The 20132-nt window shown below is 73.0% G+C and carries 21 protein-coding genes; 14 read left to right on the forward strand and 7 right to left on the reverse strand.

Annotation, left to right across the window (positions count from 1 at the left end; translation table 11 throughout):
• The first annotated feature begins 1 nt into the window (after position 1).
• Genes BAY60_RS07985 through BAY60_RS08010 form a run of 6 tightly spaced genes read left to right on the forward strand, consistent with a single transcriptional unit; the run spans position 2 to position 6754 of the window.
• Entirely contained in the window at positions 2–1024 is a 1023-nt protein-coding gene (locus BAY60_RS07985) for an NAD-dependent epimerase/dehydratase family protein (RefSeq protein WP_112280116.1), read from the forward strand.
• Positions 1021–2337 carry a DUF4910 domain-containing protein gene (locus BAY60_RS07990; protein ID WP_112280117.1) on the forward strand — a complete coding sequence of 439 codons (1317 nt, stop codon included), beginning with the start codon at positions 1021–1023 and terminating at the stop codon, positions 2335–2337. The genes BAY60_RS07985 and BAY60_RS07990 overlap by 4 nt, the downstream gene beginning before the upstream one ends.
• A 53-nt stretch (positions 2338–2390) precedes the next feature.
• Positions 2391–3647: an MATE family efflux transporter gene (locus BAY60_RS07995; protein WP_112280797.1), complete on the forward strand. Its 1257-nt coding sequence runs from the start codon at positions 2391–2393 to the stop codon at positions 3645–3647.
• Positions 3644–4825, forward strand: a complete 1182-nt coding sequence (locus BAY60_RS08000; RefSeq protein WP_112280118.1) for a polysaccharide pyruvyl transferase family protein — start codon at positions 3644–3646, stop codon at positions 4823–4825. The genes BAY60_RS07995 and BAY60_RS08000 overlap by 4 nt, the downstream gene beginning before the upstream one ends.
• 52 nt (positions 4826–4877) lie before the next feature.
• Positions 4878–5426, forward strand: a complete 549-nt coding sequence (locus BAY60_RS08005; RefSeq protein ID WP_112280119.1) for a dTDP-4-dehydrorhamnose 3,5-epimerase family protein — start codon at positions 4878–4880, stop codon at positions 5424–5426.
• 5 nt (positions 5427–5431) lie between these two features.
• Entirely contained in the window at positions 5432–6754 is a 1323-nt protein-coding gene (locus BAY60_RS08010) for a glutamate-1-semialdehyde 2,1-aminomutase (RefSeq protein WP_112280798.1), read from the forward strand.
• Here BAY60_RS08010 and BAY60_RS08015 read toward each other — a convergent pair.
• The gene (locus BAY60_RS08015) at positions 6751–7140 is read right to left on the reverse strand and encodes a nitroreductase/quinone reductase family protein (protein ID WP_112280120.1); all 390 of its coding nucleotides are present in this window, start codon (positions 7138–7140) and stop codon (positions 6751–6753) included. The genes BAY60_RS08010 and BAY60_RS08015 overlap by 4 nt on opposite strands.
• Before the next feature lie 6 nt (positions 7141–7146).
• Positions 7147–7809 carry a phosphatase PAP2 family protein gene (locus BAY60_RS08020; RefSeq protein WP_112280799.1) on the reverse strand — a complete coding sequence of 221 codons (663 nt, stop codon included), beginning with the start codon at positions 7807–7809 and terminating at the stop codon, positions 7147–7149.
• A gap of 119 nt (positions 7810–7928) precedes the next feature.
• Between BAY60_RS08020 and BAY60_RS08025 the strand changes: the two genes are divergently transcribed.
• The 4 genes from BAY60_RS08025 to BAY60_RS08040 are packed head-to-tail and all read left to right on the forward strand — an operon-like array spanning position 7929 to position 10708.
• Positions 7929–8180 carry a PqqD family protein gene (locus tag BAY60_RS08025; protein ID WP_112280800.1) on the forward strand — a complete coding sequence of 84 codons (252 nt, stop codon included), beginning with the start codon at positions 7929–7931 and terminating at the stop codon, positions 8178–8180.
• The gene (locus BAY60_RS08030) at positions 8161–9348 is read left to right on the forward strand and encodes an asparagine synthase-related protein (RefSeq protein WP_112280121.1); all 1188 of its coding nucleotides are present in this window, start codon (positions 8161–8163) and stop codon (positions 9346–9348) included. The genes BAY60_RS08025 and BAY60_RS08030 overlap by 20 nt, the downstream gene beginning before the upstream one ends.
• A complete protein-coding gene (locus tag BAY60_RS08035) occupies positions 9345–9767 on the forward strand; it encodes a lasso peptide biosynthesis B2 protein (protein ID WP_112280122.1) in 423 nt (140 codons plus the stop codon). Before BAY60_RS08030 ends, BAY60_RS08035 begins: the two co-directional genes overlap by 4 nt.
• Positions 9764–10708 carry a hypothetical protein gene (locus BAY60_RS08040; protein ID WP_245992367.1) on the forward strand — a complete coding sequence of 315 codons (945 nt, stop codon included), beginning with the start codon at positions 9764–9766 and terminating at the stop codon, positions 10706–10708. The genes BAY60_RS08035 and BAY60_RS08040 overlap by 4 nt, the downstream gene beginning before the upstream one ends.
• A gap of 209 nt (positions 10709–10917) precedes the next feature.
• On the opposite strand, the gene BAY60_RS08045 is transcribed toward BAY60_RS08040, so the two are convergent.
• Positions 10918–12696, reverse strand: a complete 1779-nt coding sequence (locus BAY60_RS08045) for an ABC transporter ATP-binding protein (protein WP_112280124.1) — start codon at positions 12694–12696, stop codon at positions 10918–10920.
• Between the two features lie 195 nt (positions 12697–12891).
• On the opposite strand from BAY60_RS08045, the gene BAY60_RS08050 reads away from it, so the two are divergent.
• The 4 genes from BAY60_RS08050 to BAY60_RS08065 are packed head-to-tail and all read left to right on the forward strand — an operon-like array spanning position 12892 to position 15036.
• On the forward strand, positions 12892–13029 hold the full coding sequence (locus BAY60_RS08050; RefSeq protein ID WP_112280125.1) for a lasso RiPP family leader peptide-containing protein: 138 nt from the start codon (positions 12892–12894) through the stop codon (positions 13027–13029).
• A 45-nt stretch (positions 13030–13074) separates the two neighbouring features.
• Positions 13075–13212, forward strand: a complete 138-nt coding sequence (locus BAY60_RS08055; RefSeq protein WP_112280126.1) for a lasso RiPP family leader peptide-containing protein — start codon at positions 13075–13077, stop codon at positions 13210–13212.
• Between the two features lie 26 nt (positions 13213–13238).
• Positions 13239–14378: an asparagine synthase-related protein gene (locus tag BAY60_RS08060; RefSeq protein ID WP_245992368.1), complete on the forward strand. Its 1140-nt coding sequence runs from the start codon at positions 13239–13241 to the stop codon at positions 14376–14378.
• Between the two features lie 40 nt (positions 14379–14418).
• Positions 14419–15036 (forward strand): TOPRIM nucleotidyl transferase/hydrolase domain-containing protein, encoded by a 618-nt coding sequence (locus tag BAY60_RS08065; RefSeq protein WP_112280127.1) that lies wholly within the window; start codon positions 14419–14421, stop codon positions 15034–15036.
• Position 15037: 1 nt separating this feature from the next.
• Here BAY60_RS08065 and BAY60_RS08070 read toward each other — a convergent pair whose 3' ends face one another.
• From BAY60_RS08070 to BAY60_RS08085, 4 genes are all read right to left on the reverse strand, one after another.
• Positions 15038–16174: a nucleotidyltransferase family protein gene (locus BAY60_RS08070; protein ID WP_170160328.1), complete on the reverse strand. Its 1137-nt coding sequence runs from the start codon at positions 16172–16174 to the stop codon at positions 15038–15040.
• A gap of 16 nt (positions 16175–16190) precedes the next feature.
• Positions 16191–17030: a class I SAM-dependent methyltransferase gene (locus tag BAY60_RS08075; RefSeq protein WP_112280129.1), complete on the reverse strand. Its 840-nt coding sequence runs from the start codon at positions 17028–17030 to the stop codon at positions 16191–16193.
• Positions 17031–17092: 62 nt separating this feature from the next.
• Positions 17093–18793 (reverse strand): right-handed parallel beta-helix repeat-containing protein, encoded by a 1701-nt coding sequence (locus BAY60_RS08080; RefSeq protein WP_112280130.1) that lies wholly within the window; start codon positions 18791–18793, stop codon positions 17093–17095.
• Positions 18753–20030 carry an O-antigen ligase family protein gene (locus BAY60_RS08085; protein WP_112280131.1) on the reverse strand — a complete coding sequence of 426 codons (1278 nt, stop codon included), beginning with the start codon at positions 20028–20030 and terminating at the stop codon, positions 18753–18755. The genes BAY60_RS08080 and BAY60_RS08085 overlap by 41 nt, the downstream gene beginning before the upstream one ends.
• Positions 20031–20132 lie beyond the last annotated feature (102 nt).

Consider the following 20132-nt stretch of genomic DNA (forward strand, 5'->3'; position numbering starts at 1 on the left):
CATGCGCGTGTTGCTGACCGGGCACACGGGATACCTGGGCACGGTGATGGCGCCGGTGCTCGCCGCCGCCGGGCACGAGGTCACCGGCCTCGACTCGGGGCTGTTCGACGACTGCCTGCTGGGCCCCGCGCCCGCCGAGCTGCCCGCGCACCGGGTGGACCTGCGGGACGTCACCGCCGAGCACGTGTCCGGAGTGGACGCCGTGATCCACCTGGCCGCGCTGTCGAACGACCCGCTCGGCTCGCTCGCGCCGGAGCTGACCTACGACATCAACCACCACGCGTCGGTCCGGCTCGCCCGGCTCGCCAAGGACGCCGGGGTGCGGCGGTTCCTCTACGCCTCCACCTGCTCGGTCTACGGTGCCTCCGGCGGCGAGGAGCTGGTGGGCGAGGATGCGCCGCTGCGCCCGGTGACGCCCTACGCCGAGTCGAAGGTGCGCGTCGAGGACGAGCTGCACGCGCTGGCCGACGACGACTTCAGCCCCGTGTACCTGCGCAACGCCACCGCGTTCGGCTACTCACCGCGCCTGCGGGCCGACATCGTGCTCAACAACCTCGTCGCGCACGCCTTCCTCACCGGCGAGGTGCGCGTGCTCTCCGACGGCACACCCTGGCGGCCGCTCGTGCACGCCCGCGACATCGCGGCCGCGTTCACCGCCGCGCTCGGCGCGCCGAAGCAGGCCGTGCACGACACGCCGTTCAACATCGGCACCGAGCGCAACAACGTGACGGTGGCGCAGATCGCCGGGGAGGTCGTCGAGGCGGTGCCGGGCGCGCGGCTCGCGATCACCGGCGAGGCCGGCGCCGACCCACGGTCGTACCGGGTCGACTTCTCCCGCTTCCGCGAGGCGATCCCCGGCTTCGACTGCGAGTGGTCGGTCAAGGACGGCGCCGTCGAACTCATCGAGGCCTACCAGAAACACGGCCTCACCCAGCGCGACTTCGAGCGGCGCTTCACGCGGCTGGCCCGCCTGCGCGACCGCGGCGAGGCGGGCACCGTCGACGAGAGCCTGCGACCGCGATGATCACCACCGGGACCCAGATGCACGAGCTGGTGCGGCGGCTGTACCCGCTGTGCCGCAGCATCACCGGCGACGGTGTCCGCCGCACCCTGGACATCGTCGGCGAGCACATCGGCCTCACGGTGCACGAGGTCCCCACCGGCACCCAGGTGCTGGACTGGACGGTGCCGCAGGAGTGGAACATCCGCGCCGCGCACCTCACCCACGTCGCGACGGGGCGGCGGGTGGTGGACTTCGCCGACTCCAGCCTGCACGTCGTCAGCTACAGCGTGCCGGTGTCGGCGACGATGAGCCTCGCCGAGCTGCGCCCGCACCTGCACACGCTGCCCGAGCAGCCGTCGCTGGTGCCCTACCGCACGAGCTACTACGCCCCTGCCTGGGGGTTCTGCCTGTCCCAGGACACGCTCGAGAAGATGCCCGACGGCGACTACGAGGTGGTCATCGACTCCACGCTCACCGACGGCTCGCTCACCTACGCCGAGCATGTCGTGCCCGGTGAGGTGAGCGACGAGGTGCTCGTGTCGTGCCACGTGTGTCACCCTTCGCTGGCCAACGACAACCTGGCGGGCGTCGCCGTGGCCACGGCGCTGGCCGCCGAGCTGGCCGAACGCCGCCCGCACCACACCTACCGGTTCCTGTTCGCGCCGGGCACCATCGGCTCGATCACGTGGCTGGCCCGCAACGCCGAGCGCATCGACAGGGTCAGGCACGGCCTCGTGCTCGCGTGCGCGGGCGACCGCGGCGCGCTGACCTACAAGCAGAGCAGGCGCGGCGACGCCGGCATCGACCGTGTGCTGCGGCACGTGCTGCGCGCGAGCGGCCGCCCGCACAGCGTCGTGGAGTTCTCGCCGTACGGCTACGACGAGCGGCAGTTCTGCTCGCCCGGCTTCAACCTCGGCGTCGGCTCGCTCACCCGGACCCCGTACGCGGGCTATCCCGAGTACCACACCTCCGCCGACAACCCGGACTTCGTGTCGGCCGAGGCGATGGAGGACACCCTGGCCGTCTGCCGGGAGGCGTTCTCGGTGCTCGACCGCGACCGCCGCTACGTCAACCTCAGCCCGTACGGGGAGCCACAGCTCGGCAGGCGCGGGCTGTACGACTCGCTCGGCGGCCGCAGCGAGGCCGGAAGGGTAACCGCAACGGGGGGTGGTGGGCGGGGTGACGGGAGGGCGCAGCTGGCGATGCTGTGGGTGCTCAACCTCTCCGACGGAGAGCACTCGCTGCTCGACATCGCCGAGCGCTCCGCCCTTCCGTTCGACGCCGTCGCCGACGCCGCCCGTGCCCTGCAGGGCGCGGGCCTGCTCAAGGAGTGATCGTGGTGGCGGGACGGCACCGGCTGCCCGCACCCCCGCGCGGGCTGCGGGCGATGGCGGGGCGGCTCAGCTGGGGCCTCGCCGACCAGGCCGCGTCCAGTCTCACCAACTTCGCCGTCGGCATCTACGTCGCGCGTGAACTCGGCGCCGTCGCGTTCGGCGTGTTCAGCATCGCGTGGGTCACCTACGGGGTGCTGATCAACGTCTCGCGTGGCCTGGCGACCGACCCGCTGATGGTGCGCTTCAGCGGCGTGGCCACCGAGTCGTGGCGCGGCGCTGTCGCCCGCTCGGCGGGCACGGCACTGGCGGTCGGCGTGGCGTCCGGCGTGCTGAGCCTGCTGCTGGGGCTGGCCATCGGCGGCTCCGTCGGTGCGGCCTTCGTCGCGCTCGGTGTCATCCTGCCGGCGCTGCTGCTGCAGGATGCCTGGCGGTTCGCGTTCTTCGCCTCGGGCGAGGGCCGCAGGGCGCTGGCCAACGACCTCGTGTGGGCGGGCGCGCTCGTGCCCGCGATGGTGCTCGCGGCGGGGCAGGGCAGCGTCGTCGCCTTCCTGCTGGCCTGGGGTGGCTCCGCCGCCGTCGCCGCCGCCTATGGCTGCGTGCAGACGCGGCTCGTGCCCCGGCTGACCGCCGTGCGCGCCTGGCTGGTCGAGCAGCGTGACCTCGGCACGCGGTACCTGGTGGAGAACGTCAGCAACAGCGGCGGCTCACAGCTGCGCATGTACGGCCTGGGTGCCATCGCCGGGCTGGCCGACGTCGGCGCGGTGCGCGGGGCCGAGCTGCTGCTCGGGCCGTTCCTCGCGGTGCTGATGGGCCTGGCCTCGGTGGGGGTGGCCGAGGCGGCGCGTGTGCTGCGGCGCGACGCCCGCAAGCTGCCGTGGTTCTGCGCCGCGCTCGGCGGCGGCCAGGCGGCCGGGGTGCTCCTGTGGGGGCTGGCCCTGCTGGTGCTGTTGCCGGACTCCGTCGGCAGGCTCGTGCTCGGTGACGTGTGGGCGCCGGCGTCGGCGCTGATCGTGCCGCTCACGCTCAGCGTCACCAACGCCAGTTTCATCACCGGCGCCGCGGCGGGCCTGCGCGCGCTCGGGGCTTCGCGGCGCAGCATGCGCTGCCAGCTCATCGCCTCGGCCGCCTACGTCGCGGGCGGGCTGAGCGGCGCCGCGATCTCGGGTGCGGAGGGCTCGGCGTGGGGCGTGGCGGCGGCCACGCTGTTCGGCGCCGTCGTGTGGTGGGCGCAGTTCCGTGCCGCCCAGCGCGACGTCCCGGCCCCCGAGGGCACCTCCACCCCCACCGGCGAGGCGAGGCAGGCGGCATGACGCGGCGGATCGGTTTCTTCGGCCTGCTCGGGTCGGGCAACCTCGGCAACGACGGCTCGCTCGACGCCGTCGTCGGCTACCTGCGCGAGCGGCACCCGGAGGCCCGGCTCGACTTCCTCTGCATGGGCCCGGAGCGGGTGAGGCAGCGCTACGGCACCCCGGCCACCCCGCTGCACTGGTACGACGCCCAACCCGGCACGGCCGCGGGTGTCCTGGCGGCGCCGCGCAAGCTGCTGGGCAAGCTGCTCGATCCCTTCCGGACGCTCGCGTGGGTGCGCCGCCAGGACGTGGTGATCGTGCCCGGCATGGGGGTGCTGGAGGCGACGCTGCCGCTGCGGCCGTGGGGCTTCCCGTACGCGCTGTTCTTCCTCGCCGTCGCGGCACGGCTCACCGGCGCGAAGGTGGCGCTGATCAGCGTCGGGGCGAGCACGATCCGGGACCCGGCGACCCGGTGGCTCGTCACCAGTGCCGCGCGGCTGGCGACCTACCGCTCCTACCGCGACGAGCTGTCCCGGCAGGCCATGCGCGAGATGGGCGTCGACGTCAGCCGCGACCCCGTGTACCCGGATCTGGCGTTCGCGCTGCCCGTGCCGCCCGCTACGCCGGAGACGGGCGCGGTCGGGGTGGGGGTGATGGCCTACTACGGCGGCAACGACGACCGGGCCCGCGCCGAGCGGCTGCACCGCGCCTACGTCGAGACGATGCGGCGGTTCGTGCGCACGCTGGCCGACGGCGGCCGCAGCGTGCGGCTGTTCACCGGCGACGAGGTCGACGAGCGGGTGGTGGCCGAGATCCTAGCCACCCCGGGGCTCGACACCTCCCGCGTCACCGCCGAGCGCCCCGCCGACCTCGCCGCACTGCTGACGCGGATGAACGAGGTGGACACGGTCGTCGCCACCCGCTACCACAACGTGCTGAGTGCGCTGAAGCTCGGCAAACCCACGCTCTCGCTGGGCTACGCCGCCAAGAACGACGTGCTCATGGCGGGCATGGGACTCGGTGAGTTCTGCCAGCCCGCCCGCTCGGTGGACTTCGACCGGCTGCTGGAGCAGTTCACCAAGCTCGAAAGCAGGCGGGAGGAGCTCACCGCCACCCTCGCGCGCCGCAACCGCGAGCAGACCGAGCGCCTCGCCGAGCAGTTCGCCCTGTTGTCGAAGACCTTGCTGGAGGCGCCGTGAGCGACCATCGCGCAGCTCCGCTCGCGAGCGTCCGCAGAACACCGGAGGTGCCGTGAAGGCCATTCCCGTGCCCGGCATCGCCGGGGCCTACCTCTTCGAGCCGACGCCGCATCGCGACGAGCGCGGCTTCTTCAGCCGCACGTTCGACGCCGCCCTCGCGCGCTCCGTGGGTATCGACCCCGGCGGGTTCGCGCAGGACAGCCTCTCCCGCTCCCGCAAGGGCGTCGTGCGCGGCATGCACCTGCGTTCCGGTGCCGGCGAGGCCAAGCTGGTGCGCTGCTCGTCCGGCGCGGTGTTCGACGTGATCGTGGACCTGCGCGCCGGTTCGCCGACCTACCGCAACATCGAGCACTTCGAGCTCACCGGCGAGACACAGGTGAGCCTCTACGTGCCCGCGGGGTGCGCGCACGGCTTCCAGGCGCTCACCGAGCCCGCCGACGTCTCCTACCGGATCGACCGGCCGCACGACCCCGCCGAGGACGTGTCGATCGCCTTCACCGACCCGGAGCTGGCCATCCCGTGGCCGCTTCCCGTGACGCTCGCCTCCGAACGCGACCGGCGCGCGCCCTCACTCGCCGAGGCCCTCTCACAGTTGGGATGACCGCCATGGACACCGAACGACCGCAGGCCCGCTCGCGGGAGGCCAACGAGCGGCTGCACGCCGCGATCCCCGGCGGCGCCCACACCTACGCCAAGGGCGACGACCAGTATCCCGATGACTGCGCCCCCGTCATCTCCCACGGCCGCGGGGCGCACGTGTGGGACGTCGACGGCAACCGCTACGTCGAGTACGGTTCCGGGCTGCGCTCGGTCAGTCTCGGCCACGCCCATCCCCGGGTCACCGAGGCCGCGCGCCGCGAACTCGACCGCGGTGCCAACTTCGTCCGGCCCAGCATCCTCGAGGCCGAGGCGGCCGAACGGTTCCTGGCGAGTGTCCGCACGGCCGAGATGGTCAAGTTCGCCAAGAACGGCTCCGACGTCACCACCGCCGCCGTGCGGCTCGCGCGTGCCGCCACCGGCAGGCCGCTCGTGGCGATCTGCCGCGACCACGCGTTCTTCTCCACCGACGACTGGTTCATCGGCACCACGCCGATGGCGGCGGGCATCCCCGGCCCGGTCACTGAGCTGACCGTGTCGTTCCCGTACGGCGACCTGGCCGCCACCGAACAGCTGCTGCGCGAGCACGACGGGCGAATCGCGTGCCTGATCCTCGAACCGGCCACCCAGCACGAGCCGCCTGCCGGCTACCTCGCCGGGCTGCGCGACCTGGCCCACCGGCACGGCTGCGTGCTGATCTTCGACGAGATGATCACCGGGTTCCGCTGGTCCGAAGCCGGGGCGCAGGGCCTCTACGGCGTCACGCCCGACCTGTCCACCTTCGGCAAGGCCCTCGGCAACGGCTTCGCCGTCTCGGCGCTGGCCGGGCGCAGGGAGCTGATGGAGCAGGGCGGCCTGCGCGACTCCCGCGACCGGGTGTTCCTGCTGTCCACCACGCACGGCGCGGAGACCCACTCGCTCGCCGCGGCGATGGCGGTGTTCGACACCTACACCGAGGAGGGCGTCACCACCCGGCTGCACACGCTCGGGCAGCGTCTCGCCGACGGCGTGCGCGAGGCCGCGGCAGGGATGGGTGTCGGCGAGCACGTGCTGGTGCGTGGCCGGGCGAGCAACCTGGTGTTCGCGACGCTGGACGCCGACGGCGCGCCGTCGCAGCCCTACCGGACGCTGTTCCTGCGCCAGCTGCTCGCCGGTGGCGTCATCGGACCGTCCTTTGTGGTCAGCAGCGCGCTCACCGACTCCGACATCGACCACACGATCGACGTCGTCGGCCAGGCGTGCGCGGTGTACCGCAAAGCGCTGGACGCGGGCAATCCGGCGCCGTGGATGGGCGGCCGCTCGGTGAAGCCGGTGTTCCGCCGCCGGGCCTAGTCGTCGAGGTCGACGCGGATCGTCAGCAGGTCCGTGCCCACGGAGCGGACCGCGGCGCTGTTGCCCCGGGGCAGCTGCTTGAGGCGGGCCAGCGGGTCGTCGTCAGGCAGCAGGTGTGCGGTGCCCCGGTGCCAGCGGCCCTTGACCCGCACCCGCACCCTCGGATCGGCCTGGATGTTGCGGACGTACTGGGACCGCTCGCCGTGCTCGGACACCAGCCAGAACTCCGTGCCGGTCAGCCGTCCTCCGACGGGCGTGCGTCGCGGCTGCCCGGACTTGCGGCCGGTGGTCTCCAGCAGCACCTGGCCCGGTGTGCGGCGCGTGAGCGGATTGAGGACGTAGCGCTGAAAGGACGTGACGGCGCGGAACTTCAGATTGCGGGACACATCGGTTCACCCTACCGACGCCACCCGGTCGATGACCATGCCCGCGAGCGGCACGAGCACGAACGCCGTGCACAGGCCACCGATCGTGTCGGTGGGGTAGTGGGCGTTGAGCGCCGACTGCGACCAGCCCATCGCGGCGCCCGCGCCCACCCCCAGCGCGAGCACCAGCGCCAGCGCCACCCACCTCGCCCTCATCGCCCTCACCACGCGTACGAGCAGCAGCGCCAGCACGATCGCCACCGCGGTGAGCAGCGCCGTGTGGCCGCTGGGGTAGGACAGGTGCCCGCCGTTGATCGTGCGCCCGGCCACGGGTTTGAGCAGGGTGGTGGCCACGACCGCGAGCGCGGGCCCGGCCAGGGCCAGCAGGGCGAGCCGCCGCCTGCCCAGCGCCAGGCAGAGTCCGGCGAGCGCGGCCACCAGCACCGCCGCACCCAGGGGCTCGCCACCGAAGTCGATCATCAGGGCGAGTGTGCGCACTGGCGACGGCTCCGCCGCGTACCCGCCTGCCGCCGCCAGCATCCCGCCGTCGAACCCCGACGCCGTGGCCTGCCCGGCGTAGAGCCCGCCGAGGCCGATCACGACCAGCGCGGCGAGGCAGGCCACGATCCCGAGCGGCACGCGCAGTGCCGGGGGAAGGGCGGCCGGCGCCGCCGTCTCACTGCCGCTCACGCTCTCCACACTGCAGAAGTCGGGGTCGTTGCGCCATTCGTTTCGCGACGGCCGATCGGAGTAACAAACGACCCGTCGCCCGCGAATCCACTATGGAACCGCGGGAGGAAGGGGCCAGCATGCGCCTGCGATCGGCCGACATCTCGGCCCGCACCATCGGCGACGAGACCATCGTGCTCAGCCTGTCCACCTCCCGGTACTTCACCGTCACCGGTGTCGGCACGCGCGTGTTCGAGCTGCTGGCCGAGGAGCGGTCGCTCGACGAGCTGGTGGGCGCCATCACCGAGGAGTACGAGATCGACGAGGGCACCGCCCGTCGCGACATCGAGACGTTCGTCGACCGGCTTCGCGATGCCCAGCTTCTGCACTAGCCATCCGGCGCTGCCCGTCATCCCGCCGCGCGACGTCGCCATCGGCCACCCGGCGGGCGACGTCGCGCTGCTGCCCGCGCGGCCCGCGCGGGTCGAGCCCGACCCGGCGAGAGCCCTGCGCGACGCGCTGCGTCCCGCGCTGCGGCGCTCCCCGTGCGTCGTGGCGTTCTCCGGCGGCCGGGACTCGTCCCTGCTGCTCGCCGTCGCCGCCGACCTGGCCGTGCGCGACGGGTTCGAGCCGCCGGTGGCGGTGACCTTCCGCTACCCCGGCGACGCGGCCGCCGACGAGTCGGCGTGGCAGGACCTCGTGGCGGCGCACCTGCGCGAGCGGGGCCTGGCCTTCGAGTGGGTGCGGCAGGACATCGGCGACGAACTCGACCTCGTCGGGCCGCTCACGGCGCCCGTGCTGCGTGCTCACGGCGGGCCCACGTTTCCCGCCGCGCTGGGCAACACGATCCTGCTCGCCCGCCACGCCGCTGGCGGGTCGCTGGTCACCGGCAACGCGGGCGACGAGGTGCTCGGCGGGCACCGGGCCGGGGTGCTGCGGGCGGTCGCGCGGCGGCGCGCGCGGGGCCTGACCCGCGCCGACTGGCGGCTCGCCGCCACCTGCGCCGCACCGGCTCCGATCCGGTCCGCGCTGGCGCGCCGCGCGCTCGGCGAGGCCCGCTGGCTGCGGCCGGAACCGCGCCGGGCGGCACTCGCGGCCGCCGCGCGCAGGCACGGCAGGCGGCCGTTGCGCTGGGACCGCAGCGTGTGGTCGGCTCTGGCGCCGCGCGCGGGTGTCGTCGGCAGGCGCACCCGCACCGCCGTGGTGCGCGGCCACGACGCCACGCTGGTGGAGCCGCTGTCCGATCCGGCGTTCGTGGCGTCGTACGCGGCGTTCGGCGGGCGCTGGGGCGGGCTCACGCGCGCGGCCGCGATGCGGCTGCTCGCGGATGGCCTGCTGCCCGAGGAAATGCTCGCCCGGCGCGACAAGGCCGAGTTCAACGGCTCCCGGTTCGGCCCCGTGGCGCGGGCGTTCGCGACGGAGTGGGCCGGACAGGGTGTGGACGAGGGCCTCGTGGACCCGGTGGCACTGCGGGCGGCGTGGCTGTCCGACGTGCCACCGGCGGGCACCGCGATGCTGCTGCAGCAGGCCTGGCTGGCGACGGCGAAGGAGCGGTCATGACGGTGCGCCGACGGGTGCGGCTGGCGTGGGAGCTGGCTCGCGCGGCCGCGACGATGGTGTTGATCGAGGCGAGCCTGCGGCTCAGCGACCTGCCCGCGACCTGCCGCCGGTTCGGGGTGCGCTGGGACCTGGACAGCGCGGCGCCGCCTGCCGCCGAGCCCGCGGTGCTGCCGCGCCGCACCCGGGCGGCGGTGCGCGCGGCGCAGCTCGTGCTGGCGCGCTGGCCCGCGGGCGACACGTGCCTGCGCCGCTGCCTGCTGCTTGGCCACCGGCTGCGCAGGCTCCGGCCCGTGCTGCGGATCGGGGTGAAGCGCGACGCCGCTGGGGAGTTCTCGGCGCACTCGTGGCTGGAGATCGACGGCCGGACGCTGGATCCGTCCGCCTCGGCGTACGCGCCGCTCGGCGCGGCGGGCAGGTGAGGGACATCGTGAAGCACCGCTACCGCGCACACGGCCTCGACGTCGCCAGCGAGGTGGAGCTGCCGTTGCCGCCGGCACCGCTGCCGCAGGGGGTGCCCGACCTGGTGCTGCGGCACGGCGAGGGCCGGCCGGTACCGGGCGGGCGACCACCCGGCAGGCTGCTTGCCGAGCTGACCGGCTCGGACGGCGTCGTCTTCTACAGCCTCGGCACCGACGGGCAGCGCACGACGCTGCGTTACCCGGCGCTGTGTGAGTTCACCGGCGACGCGGGGCTGGCCGAGGTCACCGCCCGGCTGCATCCGGGCACCGACCCGGGGTTGCTGCCGGTGCTCGCGGCCGGGACGCTGCTCGCCGTGCGGCTCATGCTGCGCCACCACCTCGTGCTGCACGCGAGCGCGGTGCAGCGGGACGGCAGGGCGCTGGCGTTCGTGGGTGCCTCCGGGATGGGCAAGTCGACGCTGGCGGCCGCACTGTGCGGGCACGGCTGCGGCCTGGTCGCCGACGACGTGCTGCGCGTCGACCGGGCGGGCGGTGAGCTGCGCGTGTACCCGGGCAGCACGGAGAGCAGGCTGCGCACGAGCGCGCGGGGCCTGGCGGAGACGGCGCCGCCGTCGGCGGTGCGGCCCACGGCCGACGGCAGGCTGGCGCTGCGGCCCCGGGTGCACGCCGACGGTCCGCTGCCGCTGGCCGCGTGCGTGGTGCCCCGGCCGAGCAGGGACGCGCGGGAGGTGTCGGTGGTCCGGCTGCCGCCGTCGAAGGCCTTCCTGCGGCTGACGCAGTTCCCGCGCGTGCTGGGCTGGCGGGACCCGGCATCGATGGACCGTTCCTTCCAGGCGCTGGCGGATCTGGTGGAGCGGGTGCCGGTCTTCGACGCCACGATCCCCTGGGGCCCGCCCTTCCGCGACGATGTCCTGACGGACCTGCTGACCACGGTCACCTGACCGCGAGTCCTGCGTCCAGACCCGCGAGTTCTGCGTCCAGGCCCGCGAGTTCTGCGTCCAGGCCCGCGAGTTCTGCGTTCAGACCCGGGTGGCGTCGTTGCGCGAGCCCGCTGGGGGAGGTCGTCGCCCGGAGCGGAGCGCACTGAGTGCAGGACTCGCGAGCCTGAGTGCAGAACTCGCGGGCCTGAGTGCAGGACTCGCGAGGCGGGTCAGCGGTAGGCGGCGGACTGGAGGGTGTAGAGCTCCGCGTAGTGGCCCGCCCTGGCCATCAGCTCGTCGTGGGTACCGCATTCGACGACCCGGCCCGCGTCCATGACGTAGATCCGGTCGGCGAGGCGCGTGTTGGAGAACCGGTGCGAGATGAGCAGCGCCGACCTGCCGTTCAGCAACGCCCGCACGTCGGCGAACAGTTCGTGCTCGGCACGCGGGTCCAGCGCAGCCGCCGGCTCGTCCAGCACAACCAGCGCGGTGTCGCGGTACAGGGCCCGCGCCAGCGCCACCCGCTGCCACTGCCCACCGGAGAGGTCCGCACCCTCGTCCAGGTCCCGCCCGAGCATGGTGTCCACGCCGTCGCGCAGGTCGTCCACCGCGCCCAATACCCCGGCCCGCCGCGCGACGTCGAGCACCGCCTCGTCGGTGGGCTGCCTGCTCGCGTCGCTGATCGCGATGTTGTCGCGCAGCGTGAGCTGGTAACGCACGAAGTCCTGGAAGATCACCGTCACCGAGGCCCGCACGTCGGGCGCCGCCGCCACGGCGCCGTCCCACCGCCGCGAGCCGCTCTGCGGGTCGTACAGCCCGGCCACGATCTTGGCCAGCGTCGTCTTGCCGGAGCCGTTCTCCCCGACGAGCGCCACCACCTCGCCTGCGCCGATCTCGATGTCCACCGCGTCCACGGCGGGCCGTTCCTGCTCGGGGTAGCGGAAACTCACGTCGTGCAGCACGAGCCGCTCGGTCAGCTGCCGCTTGCGGCCCCCGGGCGCCGCGGGCGGGCCGGAGGCCACGAAACGCTCCAGGTCGGCCAGGAACGGCGCCGACTCCAGCAGCCCTCCGATCGAGGTGAACATCGTGTTGAGCTGCCCGCTGAGCAGGCGCACGGCGATGGCCGCGGCACCGGCCTCGGGCAGTCCGATCCGGCCGCGGCGCACCAGTTCCACGATGGCCAGCAGCGCGGCGGTCAGCGCCAGCGCGACACCCACGGTGGTCAGCGCGGCGATCAGCTGGCGGCGGCGGACCTGCCCGCGCAGCGCGGTGGTCACCTGGCTGTTGAGCGTCCCGTGCCGGTCGCGCAGCGGCCCGGTGGAGCCGAACGCCCGCAGCTCGGCCGCGTAGGGCCGCTGGGTGAGCAGCTGGCGCAGGTACTGCCTGCGCCGGAACAGTGCCGTCAGCCGGTGGGCGAAGGCGAACTCGGTACGGCTGGCCCACCGCGACAGCAGCACCGCGGGAATGCCCGCCGCCAGCAGGATCGGCACCAGCAGCGGCTCCACACCGATCAGCACGGCCGACATGGTCGCCACGCCGAGCAGCCCGCCGGTGAGCCCGAGCAGCGAAGCGGTGACCATGAACGGCCGGGTCAGCGCGTTCTGCTGGACCCGCTCCAGCGCGGTGGCGAACCCCGTGGACTCGTAGGTCACCAGGTCGGCGCGGGCGGTCGTGTCGAGCACCCTGTCCCACACCCGCTGCGACACCCGCTCCCCGAGCAGACGGTGCTGCTGGGTCTGCAATGGGTTGATGGAGCCCGTCAGCGCGGTCATGAACGCCAGCGCGAGCAGGGCCGGGGTCAGCCCGACAGCGGCCTGCTCCGGTTCGAGCAGGGCGTCGAAGACCAGCTTGCCCGCGGCCACGACGCCGAGCGCGGCGACGGCCCCGAGGATCTGGTACACGGCCGCCACCACGGTGCCCAGCCGGTCGGCACGAGCCACCTCCCTGGCGGCGGCGGCGATCAGCCGCGGCGTGGCGGTGGCCGCGCGCACCATCCGAACCGGACTCACCAGTAGATCGTAACGTCAGCCGACCGGTTTTTCGCCGCTCGCGCAATACCCGCGTGGTACCGGTTGCGTTGCCGAATGAACACAATGCGCCAGCAAGAGTAACGAAAGGGCGCAAAGGTACGAGCCATTGACAAGACCGTTGCGTGACGGCCGCTCGTCAAGGCTTGCCCATATTCGGCGGAAGGGGGTGAGAAAATGAGGAAGGTGTATGTCGCCCCTGCCGTGGACGACCTCGGATCGGTTCCCGAGCTGACGCTCGGCGAGTCCGAGGGCAGCAAGCTCGACGCGGATTTCGCGGCGGGCACGCTCTTCGGCGATCTGACCTTCTCGTAGCCGTCCCGGGTTTCTTTCCCGCGGAAAGGGGAGAGGGGGTGAATTATGCGCCAGCCATACGAGGCTCCGGAGATCACCGTGCTCGGTTCCGTGACGGAGTTGACCCAGGCGACGTTGTTCGGCAGCGACACGGACAACCTGACGTGGGTGTTGCCCATTTTCGGGGACAACACGTTCTCGTGATGTTTCGACGATGAAGGAGGCCTGCCGTGGGCCTGTACACGATGGACCCGCTGGAGATCGCGGGCGGCTGGATCAACGGTTACGATCCCGCACCCCGTCCGTCCGTCGTGGACTCCGGCCCACGGCAGGTACTCGACGCGCTCCTGCGGCGGCACCTGACCCGCTCGCCGTGCCTGGTCGCGTTCTCCGGCGGGCGGGACTCCTCCGTGCTGCTCGCGGCGGCGGTGGACGTGGCCCGCAGGGAGGGCCTTCCGCTGCCCGTGCCGGTCACGCTGGCCTACCCTGCGGCACCGGACACCGACGAGGCCGCCTGGCAGAGCCTCGTGCTCGACCACCTCGGCATCACCGAACGAATCGTGCTCACCGTGCACGACGAACACGACCCGATCGGGCCGATCACCGCGCCGCTGCTGCGCAGGCACGGACTTGTGTGGCCGCCCAACGTCGCACCGACGTGGCGGATGCTCGACCTGGCACGCGGGGGCACGCTGCTCACGGGCGAGGGCGGCGACGAGGTGTTCGGACTCAAGCGCATCACCCCGATCACCAAGGCCCTCAAGGCGCGGGGGCGGGTCACTCCCCGCGTGTACGCCTACGCCGCGCGCTCGCTCGCCCCGGCCGCCGTGCGCCGTGCTGCCGCCCTGCGGCAACGGTACCGGCGGCCGTGGCTACGGGAACCGGTGGAGGTCGAACTGGCCCGCCGCGACGCCGCCGACATCGCCGCCTACGCGCTGCACGCCGGTACCCACGCCTGGCAGTTCACCCGCAGGCGATGCGTCCTGCGGGCGTACGAGACGGTGCGCCTGCTCGCGTCCGAACTGGACGCCGAGTACGTGCAGGCCTTCGCCGAGCCGGAACTCGTCGCCGCGGTGGCCGCCGAGGCCGGGTTCTGGGGCTGGACCGGCCGCACCGCCACGATGCGCTCGCTGTTCCGCGACCTGTTGCCGCGCGCGGTGTTCGAACGCACGACCAAGGCCGTGTTCGGCGGCGCCGTCTTCACCGAGCGCACCCGCGAGTTCGCCCGGAACTGGCAGGGTGCCGGTGTCGACGCCACCCTCGTCGACCCGGAGGCGTTGCGCGCCAACTGGCTCTCCGACCGCCCGCACGCGCCGACGATGAGCCTGCTGCAGCAGGCGTGGCTGGCGACAACGGGGGGCCGCGGTTAATCCGTGGACGCGTGCCGGGTGCAACGCCGATGATGGCTGCGTGAACGACGCGGGCGCGTCCGCCCAGGCCACGGCCGACGCCCTGGCGAAGGCCCAGGACGCCCGTGTCGTGGTGCTCGTCGAGGGGCTCAGCGACCAGATCGCACTGCAGGCACTGGCCTCGGGTCGCGACCGTGACCTCGGGGCGGAGCGGGTGGTGATCGTGCCGATGGGCGGCGCGCATGCGGTCGGGCGCTTCCTGGCACGGTTCGGTCCCCAGGGCGGCCGGGTGCGGCTCGCCGGTCTCTGCGACCTGCGGGAGGCGGAGGTCTTCGTGCGCGCGCTGGCCGCGGCCGGTGCCGGTTCCCCTCGCACCCGCGCGGACCTGGAGCGGCTCGGCTTCCACGTCTGCGTCGACGACCTCGAGGACGAGCTGATCCGCTCCGTCGGTCCCACAGCGGTGGAGGCACTGTTCGACGCGCAGGGCGATCTCGCCGCCTTCCGTTCGCTGCAGAGCCAGCCCGCCTGGCGCGGCAGGGAACTCACGGCGCAGCTGCGGCGGTTTCTCGGCAGCGGTGCGCGGCGCAAGCTGCGTTACGCAGGCCTGCTCGTCGAGGCCGCGGTCGGCCGGGAGGCCGTGCCCCGGCCGCTCGACGCGCTGCTCGCCGCGACCCGCTGAGTCAGCGGGCACCACGTCCCTTGCGGATCTCCTTGACCGCGTAGGCGAAGCGGCCCAGGGTCGAGCTGTGCCTGCCCTGCGTGTAGCGCGCGTCGGGCAGCACGAGCGCGTGCAGGTACGACGCGCGGTCCCGCCAGCGCGGCAGCACCCGCAGCGTCGCGAGCGCCTGCGCGGCAAAGGTCTTGTCCTCGTGCGTGTGCAGCGCCAGCCACTGCTCCTCCCGCCGGTCCGGCACGTAGTCCCGGGCCCAGCGGGCCAGCTCCCCGGTGCCGTCGAGGCCGAGCAGCCGGACGGTGTCGGCCACGGCGGCCGCCACCACCGCCTCGGCGCCCCAGTCGGCGGCGACGCGCCGCACGACCCCGGCGTCGGGTCCCTTGTCGACGGAGCGCAGCAGTTCCGCGATGTCGCGCAGCGAGCCGAGCCGCAGCGGCCAGTCCCCGAGCGCGGCGTGGTAGCAGGCGTGCAGGAACCGGTTCGGCCGTGACAACGCCCGCAGCGTCCGCCCGCCGACGGCGAACTCGTCGCCGCCGTCCCACAGCCGGTCGAGGTCGACGAGCACACCCCACGGGCCGAGCACGAACGTGCGATGCAGGTCCAGCTCGTACCCGGCGGGAGGGAGCAGCGTCATGCCCTTGTCGAACCGGCGGTCGAACCCGGGGCGCGGCTCGGCGAGGGTGCGCACGAACCCGGCGTCGCCGAGCACCGCCGCCGCGTGGTCGATGTCGCCGGCGCGCACGAGCACGTCGAGGTCGTTGAACGAGCGCAGCGTGGGGTCGGGGTAGTCGAGCCGGGCCAGCGCGCTGCCCTTGAGCGCCCTGCACTCGATGCCCGCGTCCCCGAGCAGGCCGGCGACGCGGGCCAGCTCGCGCTCCAGGATCAGCACCCGCAGCTGCGCGGTGCGGTGCGTGGCCTTCGCCTGCCGTGCCTGCTCGCCGGTGACGGGCAGCGCGCCGTCGGTGATCGCGGCGTGCAGCAGCCCGGTCACCCGGTGATCCTGGGCGGCCGCCAGCGCGCGGTGCCACGCCTGCTCGCCGAGCGGCTCGGCGGGAAACGAGGCGACGGCGCCGGGCAGCCGGTGCCGCGCGAGGGCGACCAGCGGCTTCGGGTACGCACTCGCGTCGCAGGTCCTGCGGGTCACGACGGCAGCCCGCGAATCAGCGGTCGAACCAGGCGACACCGGTGCCGTCACCGGGATGCCAGTGCCGGTCGGGGAACTCGTGGAAGTACAGGAACCGGCGGCCGGTCTTCTCCGCGTGCTGCACCAGCACGTCGGTCTCCGCCGCGTTGTCGGTGAGCAGCAGCGCCGCGTCGGCGAGCCTGTCCTCCATGAGCGTGAACTCGGCGTGCTCGTGCTCGGGGCTGTGCCAGCTGTCGTGGATGAACACATCCACCGGCTCGGTCAGCGCGGGAATGGTCTCCAGCGAGTCGCCGCGGCGGATGTCCACGTAGTCGCGGTACGCGCCCTGCACCAGGTAGCCGGCGTCGGGGTTGATGTCGAGGGCGCTGAGCCGTCCCGGCCGCCCCTCACCGGCGTTGCGGCGCAGGGCGGCCGCGATCAGGCACGAGCCGAGGCCCTTGTCGATGCCCGACTCCACCACGTGCCGCGGCTTCAGCGCGCGGACCAGCGCGTACCAGGCGATGCGGCGGCCGTAGCGCACCGTGCGGTCGGCGAGCCCGCGGCGGTTGCTCGTGGCGAGGCCCCGTTCCAGCGTCGCGCGCAGCTCGTCGTCCTGCTCCACCTCCTCCAGCCAGGCCCGGATGCGCGACACCGGCTCGCCCGTGACCGTCGCGAGGAACCACGCCAGGTGCTCGCGGTTGCGCGGCGTCAGGTCGTAGGTGAAGTTGTGGTGTTCCCGGGAGGTGACCAGCCAGCGCAGCGACGTGCCCAGCACCCGCGCGTCGTGGGTGAGCACGGCCTTGGCCCGCACGGGGAAGGCCACGACCGGCGCCAGGCGGGTGCGGGCGATCCTGCGGCTCAACGCGTTCGACTTCACTGCTCGCCCATCCGTTCTGTCGTGGTGATCCGGCCTGGAAGTCGGTGCGAGGGGGCCGGTTGTTACCGCGTGCGGTACGTGCTGCCCTTGTCCTGCCCGAAGGTTTCCGGCCGGTTGTTGTGGGTGAACGTCGCCGGGATCGGGGGTGCGGGCGCGGTCCAGTCGGCCCAGCTGACCCGGCCGCCGCTGGCCGTGGTGGGCTGGAACCCGGCGAAGGTCCAGTCGCCGATGTAGGAGTTGCTCCGGAACACGTTGCCCTGCCGGAACGTGGTGCGCCAGGGGATCTCGTAACCGGGGAACGGGGGATAGGTGCCGTAGCCGGCGAGCAGGCCGTTGATGCCGCAGTAGTCGGCTCCGGCGCAGCCGCGGCCGACGGCCGACTTGTCGATGCGGAACACGTTGTGCTCCACCACGTTGTTCTCGGTGGACCAGCGGCAGCGGTACTTGTCGATGTCGTCGGGTATCTCGTCCTCGACCGCGGTCTCGCACCGCGCGTCGTCGTAGAGGTCGACCTTGATCGTGCAGAACGGCGGATGGGTGTGCGCCGACGAGGAGCAGTACCGGTCGGCGCTCTCCCACAACGTCACGCCGCCCCAGTTGTTCTCGAAGTTGTTGTGGCTGATCACGGTGGGCACGGTCTTCAGCCCGTAGCCCCGCGGGCTGCCGTTCTCGGAGACGTAGATGGCCGAGATCGGGAACGGGTCGTCGCGCATCCGGAACTGCCTGCCCTCGACGATCGCGTTGCGCTGGAAGTTGTTGTAGCGGACGCGTGCGTCGTAGCCGGTCTCCAGGAACAGCGCCTGCCCGTCGTTGCCGGAGATGTAGTTGTGCTCGATCACGAAGCCGGCGTTGTTGTTGTCCAGCCACAACCCGACGCCGCGGTTGTCGTGCACCCAGTTGTTGGTGACGGTCACGTCGGAGTTGATCCAGAACTTCACCCCGCCGGTGCAGCCGCAGCCCTCGACCTTGTTCTCCCAGTCGTCGGTGTTGTTGCCGGTGATCTCGTTGTGGTCGAGCACGAGGCCGGACACCGGCTCGCTCTCGGTGCCGCAGCAGGCGTTGATGCCGTACTGGCCGTTGCCCGCAATGCAGTTGTAGCGATAGGTGTTGTCGGGCGCGCCCACCATGAGCCCGGCGCCGCCGTTGTCGCGGATCGTGCTGTACTCGACGAGCCAGCCGGTGCCGTCGTTGTGGTTGACCACGCCCTCGTTCATCGGAGCCACGAAGTTGCGGATGGTCAGGTAGCGGATGGTCACGCCGCTCGCCTCGCCGGTGAAGGCGTAGCGGTTGATGCGCTTGCCGTCGAGCACGGCACCCGGCGCGCCGACGAACGTGCTGCCGTCGCCGGGGATGATCTGGCCGAACTCGTCGCGGGAGAGCGTGTGCACCCCGGGCGCGAACCAGAACGTCGTGTCCGGGGTGCGCAGCCGGGTCTCCATGCCGCTGTTGTCCCCGGCGGGCACCACCACCGCGCCCCGTGGCGGTGTCTGCGGACCGCCGCCGAGCACCTGCTGGTTGCCGCAGACACGGGCCGGGGGCTCGGCGGGCCAGCCACCGGGGTCGGGGCGCTGCGCGGGCCGCTGGGGCTGCGCCTGCGTGGTCCGGGCGCCGCCGTTAGCGCTGTCACCCGTGCCGCCGTCACGGCCGTTGCCCGCGGCGCCGTCGAGCGCGAACACCGAACCCACGGCCGCCAGTGCCAGCACGGCGACGACGAGAACGGTCCTACGCCAGCCCAGCGCGGCGAGGATTCGCCGAAAGGCCATCGGCCTGCCTTCCCTTCCCGAGACCGGGTGGCGTGGTCGCGGGCGGGGCCGCGAGCAGCGCCGCCGCCACCACGAAGTGCAGGAGGTACCCGGTGACGTCACCGAGGCCCACCTGCGTGTACGACGCGATCATCAGGTAGACGATGAGGAAGATCGCGCAGGCGCGCTGGGGCGAGGGCGCCCGCGTGAACGCGGCGAAGAACAGCGTCAGCATCATCAGCGCGACGATCGTGACCCCCACGAGCCCCTGCTCGTGGTAGACGGCCAGCCACGTGCTGTCGATCGGCAGCCCGCCGAACGACTTGTCGGTGAGCCCCACACCGAGCAGCTGTTCCCGCAGCGAGCGATCCTCGGCGAGCAGCTTGTCCCACACGTACTGCCTGCCGGTGAGGTTGGACAGCGCATCGGCGTCCTGTCCGCGCTGGAACCACGTGGTGAGCGCGGTGGAGAAGGCGATGGCGAGCACGGCACCGGCCGCCGTGATGGCGCCGACCGCCTTGCGGGCCCTGGCGTTGGTGAGCGCGAGGCTCAGCCCCGCCACCGGCACGGCGGCGAGCAGGCCGACGGTGGCGGTGCGGGTGTGCGTCAACAGCAGCAGCACCATCGCGGGAACGACGACGAAGAACGCGCTGCGCCCGCTGCATGAGCGCGACAGCCACAGCACGACGGCCAGCCCGGCCACCACGGCGGCGTAGTCGGCCACCTGCGTGGCGGTGATCGGCCACACCACGCCGACGAGACGACCGTCGAAGTCGGCGGGCATCGCGGTGCCCGGCGCGATCACCAGCCCCAGTGCCACGAGCGCGAGCACGCCGGCGAGCGCCCGGATGTGGTGGCGGACGAGGTCCATCCCGGTGCCCCACCAGCGCGTCAGCAGCCACAGCGTCGCCACGAAGACGGTGAGCCGCGCGCAGCGGAACAACGCGCCCAGCCCCGACTCCAGGAACAGGCTCGACACCACGCTGACCACCAGCAGCGCCGTGAGCAGGAGCAGGAACACGCTCGGCCGGAACCGCAGCCTGCGGTTGAGCGCCAGCGCCAGCACGAACGCCACGCACAGCGAACCCATCGTGATGAGCTGCAGCAGCTGCCGGGGAATCGGCACGATCGTCTCGACGCCGAGCGAGCCGAGAGTGTTGACCACGAGCAGCGCCCACACCAGGCCGACCAGCCGGGACGTGCCCCGCTGGTCCTCCCGCCCTGCCACCGGGCCGGTTCTGGTCTCGGTCGCCGTCATCGCATGGCCGCCTTCCCGCCTGCAGGGAGAGTCGGTGCGGCGCGGCGCGCGTTACAGCGCGCCTGGCCTGTAACGACGGCTGCCACGCGACCGACTCTGCCC

Source organism: Prauserella muralis, from assembly GCF_003202285.1.
Taxonomy (GTDB): domain Bacteria; phylum Actinomycetota; class Actinomycetes; order Mycobacteriales; family Pseudonocardiaceae; genus Prauserella_B; species Prauserella_B muralis.

Coding starts and splice junctions, on each gene's coding strand:
- BAY60_RS08010 (WP_112280798.1), top strand. CDS start 5,432: ATGGACACCGAACGACCGCAGGCCCGCTCGCGGGAGGCCAACGAGCGG.
- BAY60_RS07990 (WP_112280117.1), top strand. CDS start 1,021: ATGATCACCACCGGGACCCAGATGCACGAGCTGGTGCGGCGGCTGTAC.
- BAY60_RS07995 (WP_112280797.1), top strand. CDS start 2,391: ATGGCGGGGCGGCTCAGCTGGGGCCTCGCCGACCAGGCCGCGTCCAGT.
- BAY60_RS08035 (WP_112280122.1), top strand. CDS start 9,345: ATGACGGTGCGCCGACGGGTGCGGCTGGCGTGGGAGCTGGCTCGCGCG.
- BAY60_RS07985 (WP_112280116.1), top strand. CDS start 2: ATGCGCGTGTTGCTGACCGGGCACACGGGATACCTGGGCACGGTGATG.
- BAY60_RS08080 (WP_112280130.1), bottom strand. CDS start 18,793: ATGGCCTTTCGGCGAATCCTCGCCGCGCTGGGCTGGCGTAGGACCGTT.
- BAY60_RS08050 (WP_112280125.1), top strand. CDS start 12,892: ATGAGGAAGGTGTATGTCGCCCCTGCCGTGGACGACCTCGGATCGGTT.
- BAY60_RS08000 (WP_112280118.1), top strand. CDS start 3,644: ATGACGCGGCGGATCGGTTTCTTCGGCCTGCTCGGGTCGGGCAACCTC.
- BAY60_RS08030 (WP_112280121.1), top strand. CDS start 8,161: ATGCCCAGCTTCTGCACTAGCCATCCGGCGCTGCCCGTCATCCCGCCG.
- BAY60_RS08025 (WP_112280800.1), top strand. CDS start 7,929: ATGCGCCTGCGATCGGCCGACATCTCGGCCCGCACCATCGGCGACGAG.
- BAY60_RS08085 (WP_112280131.1), bottom strand. CDS start 20,030: ATGACGGCGACCGAGACCAGAACCGGCCCGGTGGCAGGGCGGGAGGAC.
- BAY60_RS08055 (WP_112280126.1), top strand. CDS start 13,075: ATGCGCCAGCCATACGAGGCTCCGGAGATCACCGTGCTCGGTTCCGTG.